We start from the raw sequence: 15,384 nt of genomic DNA on the forward strand, positions 1-15,384 counted from the left end.
CTATTTTATACAGGAGAACCCAATGACAAGTAATCAACAACGTGCGGCACTGCAGCGCCAGATCTGGCAGATCGCCAATGATGTACGGGGCGCAGTGGATGGCTGGGATTTTAAGCAGTATGTACTCGGCACCCTGTTTTACCGCTTCATCAGTGAAAACTTTTCCAGCTACATCGAAGCCGGTGATGACACGATTCACTATAGGGAACTGGACGATGGGGTGATCACTTGGGAAATCAAAGACGATGCCGTTAAAACCAAAGGCTACTTCATCTACCCCAGCCAGCTGTTCGCCAATATTGCCAAAGGCGCCAACACCAATGAGAGCTTGAACACAGATCTGGCCGCCATATTTTCCGCCATTGAAAGCTCCGCCAATGGTTACCCGTCGGAGCGTGACATTAAAGGCCTGTTTGCCGATTTCGACACCACCAGCAACCGCCTCGGCAACACCGTCACCGACAAGAACACCCGTCTGACCGCTGTACTCAAGGGCGTGGCCGGGCTGGATTTTGGTGCCGATTTTTACAATGAAGGCCACGGTAGCCAGATCGACCTGTTCGGTGATGCCTACGAGTTTCTCATCTCAAACTACGCCGCCAACGCCGGTAAATCCGGGGGCGAGTTTTTCACCCCCCAGCATGTATCCAAACTGATAGCCCAGCTCGCCATGCACAGACAGACCAGCGTCAATAAAATTTATGACCCGGCCTGCGGTTCCGGTTCCCTGCTGCTGCAATCCAAGAAACATTTTGACGCCCATATCATTGAAGAGGGCTTTTTCGGCCAGGAAATCAACCACACCACCTACAATCTGGCGCGGATGAACATGTTTTTGCACAATATCAACTACGACAAGTTCAATATCCAGCTGGGCAACACCCTGATCGATCCGCATTTCGGCGATGACAAACCCTTTGATGCCATCGTCTCCAATCCTCCCTATTCGGTGAAGTGGAAAGGCAGTGACGACCCGACGCTGATTAACGATGACCGCTTTGCACCCGCCGGTGTACTCGCCCCCAAATCCAAGGCCGACTTTGCCTTTGTGCTGCACAGCTTAAGTTATCTTTCCAGTAAAGGCCGTGCGGCCATTGTCTGCTTTCCCGGTATTTTTTACCGAGGCGGTGCCGAAAAGAAAATCCGCCAGTATCTGGTGGATAACAACTATGTGGAGACCGTGATCTCACTTGCGCCCAACCTCTTTTTCGGCACCACCATCGCCGTCAACATTCTGGTGCTCTCCAAACACAAGACCGACACCACCACCCAGTTCATCGATGCCAGCGGCCTGTTCAAGAAAGAGACCAATAACAACATCCTTACAGAAGCGCACATCGAACAGATCATGCAGGTGTTCGACAGCAAAGAGAATGCAGAACACTTTGCCCAGTCCGTCGATAACGACAAAATCGCTGAAAACGACTACAACCTCTCCGTCAGCAGCTATGTGGAAGCCAAAGACAACCGCGAGGTGATTGATATTGCAAAGCTCAATGCCGAGCTGAAAACCACCGTCGCCAGGATTGACCAGCTACGCTCGGACATTGATACCATTGTTACGGAAATTGAAGGATGAAACCACGAATGGACAAGAATTAATAAAAACTAATATTAGTGAAAATTCGTGTTCATTCGTGGTTACAAAACGGGGTGAAATATGATTTTAGAAAATAAACTGGGCATTATCGATCAGGTTGAACTGGCCAGGGTCGAAGAAAAAATAAGCAAACAAAAAGCCCGCCGGCTTTTTGATACGGGCGATATTGATCGGGTAAATGTCGGAACCTTTGAAGGCCTGGCCTTCATTCATTCCTATCTGTTTGGGGATATTTATGATTTTGCGGGAAAAATCCGCAAGGTGAATATTGCCAAGGGCAATTTTCGTTTTGCGCCGGTGATGTATCTGCAAGCATCCCTGAACCACATCGATTCCATGCCCCAGGGCAAGTTGGATGAAATCATCGAAAAATATGTCGAGATGAACATCGCCCACCCCTTTCAGGAAGGCAACGGCCGCGCCACCCGCATCTGGCTGGATTGCATGTTGAAACATGAGATCCGCAAGGTCATCGACTGGAACCAGGTCGATAAAGAGGAATACCTCTCCGCCATGGAGCGCAGCCCGGTAAAAGATGTGGAAATCAAGGTGCTGCTGAAAAGTGCGCTGACCGACCGGATCAATGACCGCACCCTGTTCATGAAAGGCATCGACGTCAGCTATTTCTATGAAGGGTATAGCCAATTTAAAACCGAGGAGCTTTAGCATGAGCAAAAAAGAGACTATCAAAGTTTTTGAAGACCGCAAGGTTCGTACCTTATGGGACAATGATACAGAAGAGTGGTATTTTTCCATTGTTGATGTAGTGGCTGTTTTGACAGAAAGCCCGAATCCCCGCAAATACTGGAGTGTACTGAAAAGTCGTCTGAAGAAAGAGGGCAGTGAGTTGACTACAAATTGTAGTCAACTGAAAATGACCGCCTCTGATGGGAAGAAATATAAAACCGATTGCGCCGATACCGAGCAACTTTTCCGCCTGATCCAATCCATTCCATCACCCAAGGCTGAGCCGTTCAAGCTGTGGATGGCGCAGGTCGCCAGCGAACGTATCGACCAGATTCAAGATCCGGAACTTTCGATTGAACAGGCGATGAAAGACTACAAACGCCTGGGCTATTCGGACAACTGGATCAACCAGCGATTAAAGTCCATTGAAATCCGCAAGGAACTCACAGACGAATGGAAAAAGCACGGTCTGGAGGAAGGGGTACAGTTTGCCGCACTCACTGACATTATCTATAAAACCTGGGCAGATAAGACAGCCAGGGAGTACAAGCAATTCAAGGGTCTGAAAAAAGAAAACCTGCGGGACAACATGACCAACAAAGAATTGGTTCTTAATATGCTGGCTGAACTCTCCACCAAAGAAATTTCCGAAGTGACCGATCCTGATTCATTTCAGGAGCACAAGCATGTTGCCCGGCAAGGCGGGGAAGTCGCCCGAAACGCTCGATTGGAGCTGGAAACCAAAACCGGAAAAAAGGTGATTTCTCCTCTGAATGCCAAAGATGCGGCCATGCTGCATCTGCCTGATCCTGGTCAGGGGGATGGCCATGAGTAATCTTATGGAAGAGGAACCACGGAAGACACGGAAAACACAGAAAAATGGCTTTATGGAAAAACTGCTGGATGGGGCTGAGGTGGAGTGGAAGGCGTTGGGGGAAGAAAGTGTTGGTGAATTCATCCGAGGTGGTAGTTTGCAGAAAAAAAATTTTACTGAAACGGGTGTAGGCTGCATACACTATGGTCAAATTTACACACATTACGGAACTTATGCTGATAAAACAAAAACTTTTGTTTCAGAAGAATTTGCTAAGAAATGCAGAAAGGCGCAGTCAGGAAACTTAGTTATAGCAACGACAAGTGAAAACGATGAAGATGTCTGCAAGGCTGTTGCTTGGCTGGGAAATGAAGACATTGCAGTAAGCAGTGATGCATGCATTTATAAGCATAAATTGAATCCTAAATATGTTTCATACTTCTTGCAAACAGAGCAATTCCAAAGTCAAAAAAGGCAATACATTACAGGCGCAAAAGTGCGGCGAGTAAATGCAGATAATTTGGCTAAGATATTAATCCCCATCCCGTGCCCGGAAAACCCCAAAAAATCGCTGGAAATCCAGGCTGAAATCGTCCGTATCCTGGATGCCTTCACCGAGCTGACCACCGAGCTGACCACCGAGCTGACTGCACGGAAAAAACAATACTGCTACTACCGTGATCAGTTGTTGCGTTTTGACCTACCTGCCGGACAGGCGGGAGAAGGAGAAGCCTGCCTGTCGGGCAGACAGGTGGAGTGGAAGATGTTGGGGGATGTGGCCTTAGACTTTGGTCGGGGTAAATCCAAACATCGACCCAGAAATGATTCGAAACTGTATGGTGGTGACATACCTTTCATACAAACAGGTGATATTCGGAATGCATCTCATATTATTCAGAAATTTAGCCAAACTTACAGCGAGTTTGGATTAAAGCAGAGTAAATTATGGCCTAAGGGCACCTTGTGCATCACCATAGCTGCCAATATTGCTGAAACATCCATATTGGGATTTGACGCATGTTTTCCTGATAGTGTTATTGGTTTTATTGCGAACCCTGAGGAAACAAGTTCAAGTTATGTTGAATATCTATTGTCGTCACTCAAAAAACAGTTAGAAGAAAAAGGTCAGGGTAGTGCTCAAAGTAATATCAATTTAGGGACATTCCAAAATCTAAAATTACCTTTTCCATCACTTGCCGAACAAACCCGCATCGTAGCCATTCTGGATAAATTCGACGCGCTCACCACTTCCCTCACTGAAGGCCTTCCCCGGGAAATTGAGTTGCGCCGGAAGCAGTATGAGTATTACCGCGATCTGCTGCTGAATTTCCCAAAACCGGAGGTTCAGGAAGGATGAAGGTTTAATTATGAAGGATGAGTTTAAAAACGGCTTAACCCATCAGCAGTCTGATCATCTGCTGCGAGATATAAAGACGCTGATTGATCAGGGTCGGCGTCAGGCCGTTGCGGCGGTAAATAGTGCCTTGACCGTTACCTATTGGCATGTGGGCAGACGGATCAATGAAGAGATCCTGAAGGGAGAACGGGCGGAATACGGAAAAAAGGTGGTGGTGTCACTGGCTAAGGAACTGATTACACATTATGGCAAAAGCTTTGAGGCAAAGAACCTCAGGCGGATGATGCAGTTTGCGGAGGTTTTTCCTGATGTTGAGATTGTCGTTCCGCTGGCACGACAATTGAGCTGGTCTCATTTCCTGGCGTTGATTCCTCTGAAATCAGAAGATGCCCGACTTTTTTATGCCCGCACGGCCTGTGAGGCCAGTTGGAGTAAGCGGGAGCTGAGAAAACAAATTGAGCGTAAAGCCTTTGAACGCTCCGAAATCGCTGATACCAAACTGGCTCTGGCGGAAGCCAATGATCTCAGTGGGAATTTCAAAGATCCTTACTTTCTGGATTTTCTCGGATTGAAGGAGGGCTATCTGGAAAACGAACTGGAAAGCGCCCTGCTCAAGGAGCTGGAGCTGTTTATTCTGGAACTGGGCAAAGGCTTTGCCTTTGTGGAACGCCAAAAACGCATGATTATTGACGGCGAGGATTTCTTTCTCGATCTGCTCTTCTTTCATCGCAAGCTCAAGCGTTTGGTGGCGATAGACCTAAAGATTGACCGCTTTAAAGCCGGATTTAAAGGACAGATGGAACTCTATCTCAACTGGCTGAATAAATACGAACGTCAGGAGGGTGAAGAGGCACCGATCGGTCTGATTCTTTGTGCGGAAGCGGGTGCCGAACAGGTTGAACTGCTCAACATGCAGAAGGACAACATTATGGTTGCAGAGTATTGGACGAGCCTTCCGCCGAAAAAACTACTCGAGGAAAAACTGCACAACGCACTGATTGAAATCCGCGAAAGGCTGGCGGAACGTAAATTATTAGAGAAGGGTGGCACCCATGATTAATTATACCAAACCCATCGCGGAATCGAAAAATTTTATCGTTCTGGATAATTACACCCAGGAGTGGCAGGTCTGTGAGACCTATCAAAGCGAGTATGCTTTAGAATCTGAATTTATTAAGGACCTGAAAAATCAGGGCTATGAATTTCTGCCCGATCTGAATACGCCCGAGAAAATGCTGGCCAATGTTCGTGAACAGCTGCAAACCTTGAACAGGATGCAGTTTTCAGAGGGGGAGTGGATGCGCTTTGTGGAGACCTATCTGGACCAGCCCAGCGATACCATCATCGATAAAACCCGTAAAATCCATGATGACTATATCCACGACTTTGTCTTTGATGACGGGCATATCCAGAACATCTATCTGGTGGACAAGAAAAATATTACCCGCAACAAATGTCAAGTGATCAAGCAGTTTGAGCAAACCGGCAGCCACGCCAACCGCTATGATGTGACGGTGCTGATCAACGGGTTGCCGCTGGTGCAGATCGAGCTTAAAAAACGCGGTGTGGCCATTCGGGAAGCCTTTAATCAGGTACACCGCTACAGCAAGGAGAGCTTTAACAGCGACCATTCCCTGTATAAATATCTGCAGCTGTTTGTGATCTCAAACGGAACGGACTGCCGGTATTTTGCCAATACAACGAAGCGCAATAAAAACAGCTTTGATTTTACCATGAACTGGGCAAAGGCCGATAACAGTCTGATCAAAGATCTCAAAGATTTTACGGCCACCTTTTTCCAGAAAAACACCCTCTTGAATGTGCTGCTGCATTATTCGGTGTTTGATGTGAGTGATACCCTGCTGGTGATGCGCCCCTATCAGATTGCGGCAACCGAGCGCATTTTGTGGAAGGTGAAAAGCTCCCATGAAGCAAAAAACTGGAGCAAGGCGGAAAGCGGCGGCTACATCTGGCACACCACGGGTTCCGGCAAAACCTTGACCAGCTTTAAATCGGCGCGTTTGGCCACGGAGCTTGCGTTTATCGATAAGGTGTTTTTTGTGGTCGATCGCAAGGATCTTGATTACCAGACCATGAAAGAATATCAGCGCTTTTCGCCGGACAGCGTTAACGGCTCCGACAGCACGGCCGGACTCAAACGTAATCTGGATAAAGATGACAATAAGATCATTGTGACCACCATCCAGAAGCTCAACAACCTGATGAAAGGTGAAAAAAACCTGACCATCTACACCAAGCAGGTGGTGTTTATTTTTGATGAATGCCACCGCAGCCAGTTTGGTGAGGCCCAGAAAAACCTGAAGAAAAAGTTCAGGAAGTTTTATCAGTTCGGCTTTACCGGCACGCCCATTTTTCCGCAAAACGCGCTGGGTGCAGAGACCACGGCCAGTGTGTTTGGCCGCGAGCTGCATTCGTATGTCATCACGGACGCCATTCGAGATGAAAAGGTGTTGAAGTTCAAGGTGGACTATAACGATGTTCGCCCGAAGTTTAAGGCGATTGAAAGCGAGCAGGATGAGAAAAAACTGAGTGCCGCGGAAAACAGACAGGCTCTGCTGCACCCTGACCGTATCCGGGAAGTCACCCAGTACATCCTGAATAACTTCCGGCAGAAAACCCACCGCCTGCAAGCCGGTGGCTTTCATAGACATGGGGGTTTTAATGGCATGTTTGCCGTGAGCAGTGTGGATGCGGCCAAGCTCTATTACGAGTCGTTCAAACAATTGCAAAAAGAGAGTGACAAACCACTGAAGGCAGCCACCATCTTCTCGTTTGCTGCCAATGAAGACCAGGATGCGGTGGGTGACATTCCGGACGAGAGTTTTGATGTGTCAGCCATGAACAGCAGCGCCAAGGAGTTTTTGAGCGGGGCCATTGCGGACTACAATGCGCTGTTTAAAACCAATTTTGGCGTGGACAGTAACGGCTTTCAAAACTATTACCGAGATCTTGCCAAACGCGTGAAAAGCCAGGAAATCGACCTGCTGATTGTGGTGGGAATGTTTCTGACCGGCTTTGATGCCCCGACTCTGAATACCTTGTTTGTCGATAAAAACCTGCGCTACCACGGCCTGATGCAGGCTTACTCACGCACCAACCGTATTTATGACGCCACCAAGACCTTTGGAAATATTGTCACCTTCCGTAATCTGGAGCAGGCGACCATTGATGCCATTACGCTCTTTGGCGATAAAAACACCAAAAATGTGGTATTGGAGAAAAGCTATAAAGAATACATGGAAGGCTTTACTGATGTAGTAACCGGTGAAGCAAGGCGAGGGTTTCTGGAGGTGCTAAGAGAATTACATCAGCGCTTCCCCAACCCGGATGAGATTGAAAAAGAATCGGATAAAAAAGCCTTTGCAAAATTGTTTGGTGAGTATTTGCGGGTGGAGAATGTGCTGCAAAACTACGATGAATTTGCCAGCCTGAAAGCCTTACAAAGCGTTGACATGACCGATTCGGAGGCAGTAGAGGCATTTAAAGCCCTGCATTATGTAACCGATCAAGATTTGCAGGCCATGCAGGAGATTGAGATGCCTGCTGAACGCAACATTCAGGATTATCGCTCTACCTATAACGACATCCGCGATTGGCTGCGCCAAAAAAAAGCAGGTGCAGAAAAAGCCGAGTCAAAAATCGATTGGGATGATGTGGTATTTGAAGTGGATCTGCTTAAATCGCAAGAGATCAACCTTGACTACATTCTGGAGCTGATTTTTGAGCACCACAAGAAGACCAGAAGCAAAACCAAGCTGGTTGACGAGGTGCGCCGGGTGATTCGCGCCAGCCTCGGTAACCGCGCAAAAGAGAGTCTGCTGGTTGATTTTATTAACCAGACCGACCTTGATCAGATTGGTGATAAGGCCAGTGTGATTGATGCCTTTTTTACCTTTGCCCAGGCGGAGCAAAAACGAGAAGCAGAAGAATTAATTGGCTCTGAAGGTTTGAATGAGGAAGCAGCAAAGCGCTATATCGTCACCTCGTTAAAGCGGGAGTTTGCCAGTGACAATGGCACAGAGCTCAATGCCATCCTGCCTAAGATGAGCCCGTTAAACCCGCAATATCTTCCGAAAAAACAGAGCGTGTTTCAGAAAATAGCGGCGTTTGTCGAAAAGTTCAAAGGTGTGGGTGGGCAGGTTTAGGCGTAGCCATTGGATCAATCGGACAGCTAACAAAACGGCGGTTTTTAACTGTCACCCCCCGAGTATAAAAGTTTGTATCTATTTCCACGGTAAAGTGCAAATCATTCTGGATCAGATCTGGATTGTTGATAAACTCAAAATCGACATCTTATTGCTTTTTCAGAAGTTATTGCAGTTGTCTGAACCAGGATAACCAGGATGGATAGGATGCTCAGGATAGATAATCCTGCCTTATCTTGTTAATCTTGGGAATCCTGATTCAGACAGTGTTGACAAGGCTTACAAGATCATAGGTGTCGACTTTGAGGATAAAGAGAGACTTGAAAAGAAATTCGATACAATTATCAAAAAAAGCTCAATCAGGTGTTATTGAAATTTTACAGGAAATCTTCTCTCTCTGAAACTTTTAGTTGGACGAGTCCAGATTGAATAGCTGACTGGGTAACTCTGGATGCAACATATATTAAGAAATTATCTGGCTAAATCCTGAAGCGCTGGCGGAGACTTCAGCTTTGGACTTTTTTAAAAAAAATCAAAGAATGATTGACAACATCTCTGTGACTATGTATAGAAACAGAACTTGATATTAAAAAGAAACTGAACAGCAAATACCAAAAGGATTTTTCACCCAACATGAATTTTGATTTTACAGGCATCTACTATTATTTTAGCACCTACTTTTATAGGAGCCTGCCTGTGCTGTTCTGATTTCCACCATTACCACCAACAAAGAAAAGAGCCGCAGGCAAAAACCTGCGGCTTTTTCTGTTTTAAGGCGGCGGGAAACCCAACAAAAAAAGTATAAAATTCTGCGGTTTAAAAACCAAACAAGGAGAACACAAGATGAAACAGACCTATGATATTAATGTTGAAGCTTTTTTGCCCCTGACCGCCCCTGATGAATTCAAGAAACTGCTTCCAATCCCACCTGAATCTGAGGATGCCGTTATAAATGGCCGCGAAGAGATCAAAAAGATTCTAACAGGTGAAGACAATCGCCTGATGATCATAACAGGCCCTTGCTCAATTCATGATGAGAAGGCAGCCCTTGAATATGCAGAAAAACTTTGCGTATTGCGTGAAAAAGTTAAAGACACTTTTGATGTTGTCATGCGGGTATATTTTGAGAAACCCAGAACAACTATAGGATGGAAAGGACTTATAAACGACCCCTACATGGATGACAGCAGGGATGTTATGGAGGGGCTAAGACGGGCAAGAAAGCTTCTCATAGATATAACATCCATGGGAATGCCCACTGCAACTGAACTTCTTGATCCCATTATCCCCCAGTTCATAGCAGGACTTGTCTGCTGGGCAGCAATTGGCGCAAGAACCACGGAATCCCAGACACACAGGGAGATGTCAAGCGGTCTTTCCATGCCCGTGGGTTTCAAGAACTGCACTGACGGCGCACTGAACACTGCCATCAACTCCATGATTGCAGCAAAATCCCCCCAGAGTTTTCTCGGAATTGACCAGCATGGCAAGGCTTGTATTGTTAAAACCAAGGGCAATCCATATGCACATATTGTACTCAGAGGTGGTAAGCGTCCCAACTACGATTCAGTCAGTATCAGGGAAGCTGTTGAGACTCTCAAAAAGCAAGAGCTTTCCCAGGCAATTATTGTTGACTGCTCCCATGCCAATTCAGGCAAAAAATTTGCAGGACAGGCCATTGTATGGAATGATGTCATCAATCAATGTATTAACGGCAATAGTGCAATAAAGGGCATGATGCTTGAAAGTAACCTTTGCGAAGGCAACCAGAGCATGTCATGCGGGCCTGAAAATCTTGAATATGGTGTATCAGTAACAGATGAGTGTATCTCCTGGGAAACAACCGAAGAACTTATTCTTTCAGGACATGAAAAACTTTCCGGCAAAATATAATAAACCCTAATGATAGCGAGGATATCACAGCTTGTGATTTTGCCATTACATCTTACAGGTATAAACCCTCATGATAGCGAGGATATCACAACAATGCATGAAAAAGCATTCTCAAATAACAATGAATCTTCGGATAAATAGAGACTCTCGCCGGAGATTCAAATAAATGCATATAGCAACAATTTTATTCATTGCCACAGCACTTGCAATGGATGCATTTGCTGTGGCAATAACAGCAGGCTTTCAGATACGGGATCTCAATTTCCGTCACATTTTCAGGCTATCCTGGCACTTTGGCCTTTTTCAGGCCATAATGCCTGTTATCGGCTGGTACTCCGGTCGTGCAGTTGTGACCCTAATTGAGCAATATGATCACTGGATTGCCTTTGGGCTTCTTTTCTGGATTGGATTTGGAATGATAAAGGGAGCCTTTGACACAGATGAAGATAAAAAATGGATTGATCCAACCCGTGGAAGACGTCTTGTTATGCTCTCAATTGCCACAAGCATTGACGCACTTGCTGTTGGCTTCAGCCTCGCTGCCCTCAAAGTTTCAATTATTCTCCCTGTAATCATGATCGGTATTACAGCCTTGGCTTTTACATGCATCGGCCTTTTTATCGGCAACCGTTTCAGCACATCTGCTACTGCCGGAAACAGGGCTGAACTCATCGGTGGAATTGTTCTAATTGCCATTGGAATCAAAATCCTATTCGAGCATAAGGTTTTCTCTTGAAACTTCCCATGATTTCAGCATAGAATACATCTCATTATGGGATATGTATTTGACTTCAATGATTCTAAAAACTATGAACTTCGCTTCCTGAATCCAAGGAATGTCCATGCCTTTGATCTTCAAATGGGGCTTATGCTGAAAATGCTCGCCCCAGAACCGGGCAGGTCAATTCTGGATATAGGTTGTGGTACAGGCAGAACCCTTGAGCCACTTATTGGGCATGATCTTCTTCTCACCGGAATTGATCCGTCTCCATATATGCTTGACATTGCAAGGGAAAAACTTGGCGACAGGGCAGATATCCACAGAGCTTTTGCAGAGCAGCTTCCATTTGAAGACAACACTTTTCATTACTCCTTTTTTTTCACAAGCCTTGAATTTACAGAGATGCCTGCCAAAGCAATTGAAGAGGCATGCAGGGTAACAAAAGACAGAGTATTTATTGGTGCTCTTAATAAATATGCACCTCTGAATATACTGCGGAAACTCAAAAGCATATTTATTAAAAAACCCCTCTACCAGGCACGCTTTTTCAGCATCCTTGAGCTTCGCCAGATAAGCTTTGACATTCTTGGAGATGTGCCAATTCAATGGAAGACCACTCTTCAGTTTCCATTTAACAGAAGCCGGATATGCAGATGGATTGAAACACTTTCTCTTGTTGAAAAATCCCCATTTGGTACTGTCATAGGTATGACCATCACCCCTGTACCAAGGTTTACCACCCGTCCACTCTCCCTGAAAATCAAAGAAAAAGGGTTATATAATCCTGTGAGCGGCTTTGCCATGAACAAACAGAATGCCCATGAAAACCGCATACAATGAAAAAAACAGACTGACTCCATGCAAAACATTTAAAATAAAACGAATTTACCATGAAAACACTGCTGTTTAAAAAACTTGAAAAAAACCGTGTAAGATGCGGAATGTGCAATCATTTCTGCACCATTGCCAACAATCGAATAGGACTTTGTGGAGTACGTGAAAACAGAGAAGGAGAGCTTTACTCACTTGTCTATCCCAAAATTATTGCAAGGGCAGTTGACCCTGTGGAGAAAAAACCACTGTTTCATCTTCTGCCTGGCTCCACATCATTTTCCATTGCCACAGCAGGCTGTAACTTCCAATGCACCTTTTGCCAAAATAGCGGAATTTCACAAATTCCCCAAAATCCGCCCAATTCTGAAAGTACATCTCATTTTATTCCATCCTTCAATCCTGTTTTTGAAGTCACTCCACCCAAAAGAGAAATTCCGGGTGTTGATATCTCACCCAAAACACTTGTTGATCAGGCAAAAAAAGCAGGATGTGCTTCCATTTCATACACATACACAGAACCCACAATATATTTTGAACTGGCATATGAAACCGCAAAAATTGCCCGTTCACAAGGCCTGTTAAACATTTTTGTCACCAACGGATTTATGTCACAGGAAGCACTCAGGATTGCGGCACCTTTTCTGGATGCTGCCAATGTTGATCTGAAGGCATTTACCGATGATTTCTACAGAAGATGGTGCAATGCACGCATTGAGCCTGTAAAAGAAAACCTTATTCTAATGAAATCACTTGACATACTTGTGGAGGTTACAACACTTCTGATACCAGGGCTTAACGATGACCCTGAAGAGATAAAGGCCATGGCAAAGTTTATAGCAAATGAGCTTGGGGTGGATACCCCCTGGCACATAAGCAGATTTCATCCTGACTATCAGATGAGAGACAGAGGTTCAACTCCTGTCAATACCCTTATAATGGCATATGAAACCGGTAAGAATCAGGGCTTAAGATATGTCTATACAGGCAATGCCCCAGGTCTTGACTCGGAAAATACATTTTGTCATCTCTGTGGAGCAATGCTTATAAGACGACACGGCTATGCCACTCAGAACTTTGTCACAGACAGTGGCGCCTGCCCATCATGTAATACAAAAGTTTATGGCATATTTCAAACAACACCTGCATAATTTATTGTGTCTCAAATCCGTTGCCCTGACAAAGAAAATATTGTCCAGACAAGCATCTTTGAACTTAGCAGCCCTTCGGGCGGGCTTTTCCATAACCACTTGCTTTTGCAGGATAAAAATGAAAATACCTATACTATTGAATTAGAAAATCTCCATCACATACTGACATATAATGATTTTCATGCATAGTTGTAAATCCCTCACAATCATGAGGGTTTAATAAAAAAGTCCCCCTTTTTCGGCATCTTTCATTTATCGGTTTACACTTTTCTGAACCATGATTTTCATGATTAAGGGATTTTCTTGATTATTCATCATGTTAATCCTTAAATCCTTTAATCATGGTTCAAAATTTTCCGAAAAGTGTAAACTACTTTTGAGCTGATATGAAGGATGCCCCTTTTTCTAAGGCTATTAAGGACTTTCATGCTTCGTTGTGGCAGATGGCTCACATGGCCGTTATAGCCATCCACAGGTTTGTAACATTACCCAAAATTCAAGGAATAACAACCAGATGTCATTCAGCACATTCAGCAAAAGAGTTACGCTATATGGAAAAATGATTAAATTCTCACACACAATCTTTGCTCTGCCATTTGCCCTTTCTGCTGTTGTCATGGCTTGGCGGGATCATGAACCCAAAGCAGGAGACTTGATGTGGATTCTTGTGGCCATGGTGGCAGCGCGTTCTGCTGCAATGGGTTTTAACAGAATTGTTGATGCTGATATTGATGCCATAAATCCCAGAACTGCAATAAGAGAGATCCCTTCTGGCCTTCTGAACATAAAGGATGCAAGGCTCTTTGTTGCGGCCTCATCAATTCTTTTTATCTTTGCAGCAGCCATGCTGGGAAAACTATGTTTCATCCTCTCGTTTCCTGTGCTATTTATTTTGCTTTTTTACTCTATAACCAAACGTTTTACCCAATATTGCCATCTCTACCTTGGATTTGCCATATCCCTTGCTCCTGCAGGTGCATGGATTGCCATAACAAGTACAATATCCTGGAGTATAATTTTCCTGACACTTGCCCTTATGACATATATTGCAGGATTTGATATTCTCTATGCCTGCCAGGACATTGATTTTGATACAAATCAGGGGCTTTTCTCAATGCCCTCACGCCTTGGAGCAACAAGGGCAATGATCATATCATCACTTCTTCATCTTATGACATTTATATTTCTTGTGATCATGCACTTTACCTTTGGAATGCATTCGGTGTTTCTCATTTTTCTTGTAATTATAGGCATTCTGCTTGTTGCAGAACACCGCATTGTAAAACCCGACGACCTTTACCACATTGACATTGCCTTTTTCAACATAAACAGTCTTGTATCTATTCTGCTTTTTGCAGGAGTAGTTGTTGAAGCCATTGCAAGATAACTCCTTTTGCATTAAGAAATGATCACGAAACAGTAGCACCTTTCACCAAATGAACAAAAATAAAAGTGTAAACCATGACTTCAGACAAAAAATTCATTGTAGCCATCACCGGTGCATCAGGCACCATTTACGCCATTCGGCTTTTAAAAAACCTTCTTGAAGGTCCCAATCACGTCATTCTAATCATATCCGACGGCGGTATAAGGGTACTTGAGCATGAAACCATTTTCACATGCGACAGCAGCATGCAGGATTTTCTGGCTCTTGAAGGGACACGTTTCCATTCCAGGTCATCACTTGAAATTTTCAGCCAACATAACTTTTCTGCCGGCCCTGCAAGTGGTTCATTTATCCATAACGGCATGGTGATTGCCCCCTGCTCCATGAAAACCCTTTCTGCTGTGGCTTCCGGATTTGCAGACAATCTTCTCACACGCTCCGCCGATGTATGCCTGAAAGAGAAACGTCCTCTCATCCTTCTTCCAAGGGAGACTCCGCTGAATCTTATTCATCTTGAAAACATGACAAAAGCGTGCCGTGCAGGTGCCACAATAATGCCTCCCTGCCCATCTTTCTATTCATTTCCACAAACAGTTGAAGCCCTTGCCGACAGTGTGGTTGCAAGGATTCTGGATCATCTTGGAGTACAGAACAATCTTGTCAAAAGATGGTCAAATTTGTAAAAATTAATTCCTCAACAAACTGTTTTTTTCAAACATTTTAAACAAGGATTCTGGCGGGTAACTGTCATCTATGATATAATGATTGAATTTGAAT

The 15,384-nt window shown here is 44.8% G+C and carries 12 protein-coding genes; all 12 read left to right on the forward strand.

Features of this window, described 5'->3' with window-relative positions; all coding sequences use genetic code 11:
- Positions 1-22: 22 nt before the first annotated feature.
- The 12 genes from MTBBW1_RS04745 to MTBBW1_RS04800 all read left to right on the forward strand — a co-directional run bounded on the left by MTBBW1_RS04745 (position 23) and on the right by MTBBW1_RS04800 (position 15,290).
- Complete coding sequence (locus MTBBW1_RS04745; RefSeq protein WP_080799968.1) at positions 23-1,579, forward strand: type I restriction-modification system subunit M; 1,557 nt, start codon at positions 23-25, stop codon at positions 1,577-1,579.
- An 81-nt stretch (positions 1,580-1,660) separates the two neighbouring features.
- Positions 1,661-2,266: a protein adenylyltransferase Fic gene (gene fic, locus MTBBW1_RS04750; RefSeq protein WP_080799970.1), complete on the forward strand. Its 606-nt coding sequence runs from the start codon at positions 1,661-1,663 to the stop codon at positions 2,264-2,266.
- Between the two features lies 1 nt (position 2,267).
- Positions 2,268-3,122: a BRO-N domain-containing protein gene (locus MTBBW1_RS04755; RefSeq protein ID WP_080799973.1), complete on the forward strand. Its 855-nt coding sequence runs from the start codon at positions 2,268-2,270 to the stop codon at positions 3,120-3,122.
- Complete coding sequence (locus tag MTBBW1_RS04760) at positions 3,115-4,458, forward strand: restriction endonuclease subunit S (RefSeq protein WP_222423988.1); 1,344 nt, start codon at positions 3,115-3,117, stop codon at positions 4,456-4,458. Before MTBBW1_RS04755 ends, MTBBW1_RS04760 begins: the two co-directional genes overlap by 8 nt.
- Before the next feature lie 10 nt (positions 4,459-4,468).
- Positions 4,469-5,518, forward strand: a complete 1,050-nt coding sequence (locus tag MTBBW1_RS04765; RefSeq protein WP_080799976.1) for a PDDEXK nuclease domain-containing protein — start codon at positions 4,469-4,471, stop codon at positions 5,516-5,518.
- Positions 5,511-8,624 carry a type I restriction endonuclease subunit R gene (locus MTBBW1_RS04770; protein WP_080799979.1) on the forward strand — a complete coding sequence of 1,038 codons (3,114 nt, stop codon included), beginning with the start codon at positions 5,511-5,513 and terminating at the stop codon, positions 8,622-8,624. The genes MTBBW1_RS04765 and MTBBW1_RS04770 overlap by 8 nt, the downstream gene beginning before the upstream one ends.
- Before the next feature lie 843 nt (positions 8,625-9,467).
- Positions 9,468-10,517, forward strand: a complete 1,050-nt coding sequence (locus MTBBW1_RS04775; RefSeq protein WP_080799981.1) for a 3-deoxy-7-phosphoheptulonate synthase — start codon at positions 9,468-9,470, stop codon at positions 10,515-10,517.
- A gap of 166 nt (positions 10,518-10,683) precedes the next feature.
- The gene (locus tag MTBBW1_RS04780; protein WP_080799983.1) at positions 10,684-11,253 is read left to right on the forward strand and encodes a manganese efflux pump MntP; all 570 of its coding nucleotides are present in this window, start codon (positions 10,684-10,686) and stop codon (positions 11,251-11,253) included.
- Between the two features lie 36 nt (positions 11,254-11,289).
- Positions 11,290-12,078 carry a class I SAM-dependent methyltransferase gene (locus tag MTBBW1_RS04785; RefSeq protein ID WP_080799986.1) on the forward strand — a complete coding sequence of 263 codons (789 nt, stop codon included), beginning with the start codon at positions 11,290-11,292 and terminating at the stop codon, positions 12,076-12,078.
- Between the two features lie 50 nt (positions 12,079-12,128).
- Complete coding sequence (gene amrS / locus MTBBW1_RS04790) at positions 12,129-13,220, forward strand: AmmeMemoRadiSam system radical SAM enzyme (protein WP_080799989.1); 1,092 nt, start codon at positions 12,129-12,131, stop codon at positions 13,218-13,220.
- A gap of 514 nt (positions 13,221-13,734) precedes the next feature.
- Positions 13,735-14,607 carry a UbiA-like polyprenyltransferase gene (locus tag MTBBW1_RS04795; RefSeq protein ID WP_080799992.1) on the forward strand — a complete coding sequence of 291 codons (873 nt, stop codon included), beginning with the start codon at positions 13,735-13,737 and terminating at the stop codon, positions 14,605-14,607.
- Between the two features lie 74 nt (positions 14,608-14,681).
- A complete protein-coding gene (locus tag MTBBW1_RS04800) occupies positions 14,682-15,290 on the forward strand; it encodes a UbiX family flavin prenyltransferase (protein ID WP_080799996.1) in 609 nt (202 codons plus the stop codon).
- The last annotated feature ends 94 nt before the right edge of the window (positions 15,291-15,384 follow it).

Source organism: Desulfamplus magnetovallimortis (assembly GCF_900170035.1).
Taxonomy (GTDB): domain Bacteria; phylum Desulfobacterota; class Desulfobacteria; order Desulfobacterales; family Desulfobacteraceae; genus Desulfamplus; species Desulfamplus magnetovallimortis.

Excerpts from the sequence above, each read along its gene's own strand:
- MTBBW1_RS04765 (WP_080799976.1), top strand. The coding sequence starts at position 4,469 with ATGAAGGATGAGTTTAAAAACGGCTTAACCCATCAGCAGTCTGATCAT.
- MTBBW1_RS04755 (WP_080799973.1), top strand. The coding sequence starts at position 2,268 with ATGAGCAAAAAAGAGACTATCAAAGTTTTTGAAGACCGCAAGGTTCGT.
- MTBBW1_RS04760 (WP_222423988.1), top strand. The coding sequence starts at position 3,115 with ATGAGTAATCTTATGGAAGAGGAACCACGGAAGACACGGAAAACACAG.
- MTBBW1_RS04745 (WP_080799968.1), top strand. The coding sequence starts at position 23 with ATGACAAGTAATCAACAACGTGCGGCACTGCAGCGCCAGATCTGGCAG.
- MTBBW1_RS04800 (WP_080799996.1), top strand. The coding sequence starts at position 14,682 with ATGACTTCAGACAAAAAATTCATTGTAGCCATCACCGGTGCATCAGGC.
- MTBBW1_RS04795 (WP_080799992.1), top strand. The coding sequence starts at position 13,735 with ATGTCATTCAGCACATTCAGCAAAAGAGTTACGCTATATGGAAAAATG.
- MTBBW1_RS04785 (WP_080799986.1), top strand. The coding sequence starts at position 11,290 with ATGGGATATGTATTTGACTTCAATGATTCTAAAAACTATGAACTTCGC.
- MTBBW1_RS04775 (WP_080799981.1), top strand. The coding sequence starts at position 9,468 with ATGAAACAGACCTATGATATTAATGTTGAAGCTTTTTTGCCCCTGACC.
- MTBBW1_RS04780 (WP_080799983.1), top strand. The coding sequence starts at position 10,684 with ATGCATATAGCAACAATTTTATTCATTGCCACAGCACTTGCAATGGAT.
- MTBBW1_RS04770 (WP_080799979.1), top strand. The coding sequence starts at position 5,511 with ATGATTAATTATACCAAACCCATCGCGGAATCGAAAAATTTTATCGTT.
- amrS (WP_080799989.1), top strand. The coding sequence starts at position 12,129 with ATGAAAACACTGCTGTTTAAAAAACTTGAAAAAAACCGTGTAAGATGC.
- fic (WP_080799970.1), top strand. The coding sequence starts at position 1,661 with ATGATTTTAGAAAATAAACTGGGCATTATCGATCAGGTTGAACTGGCC.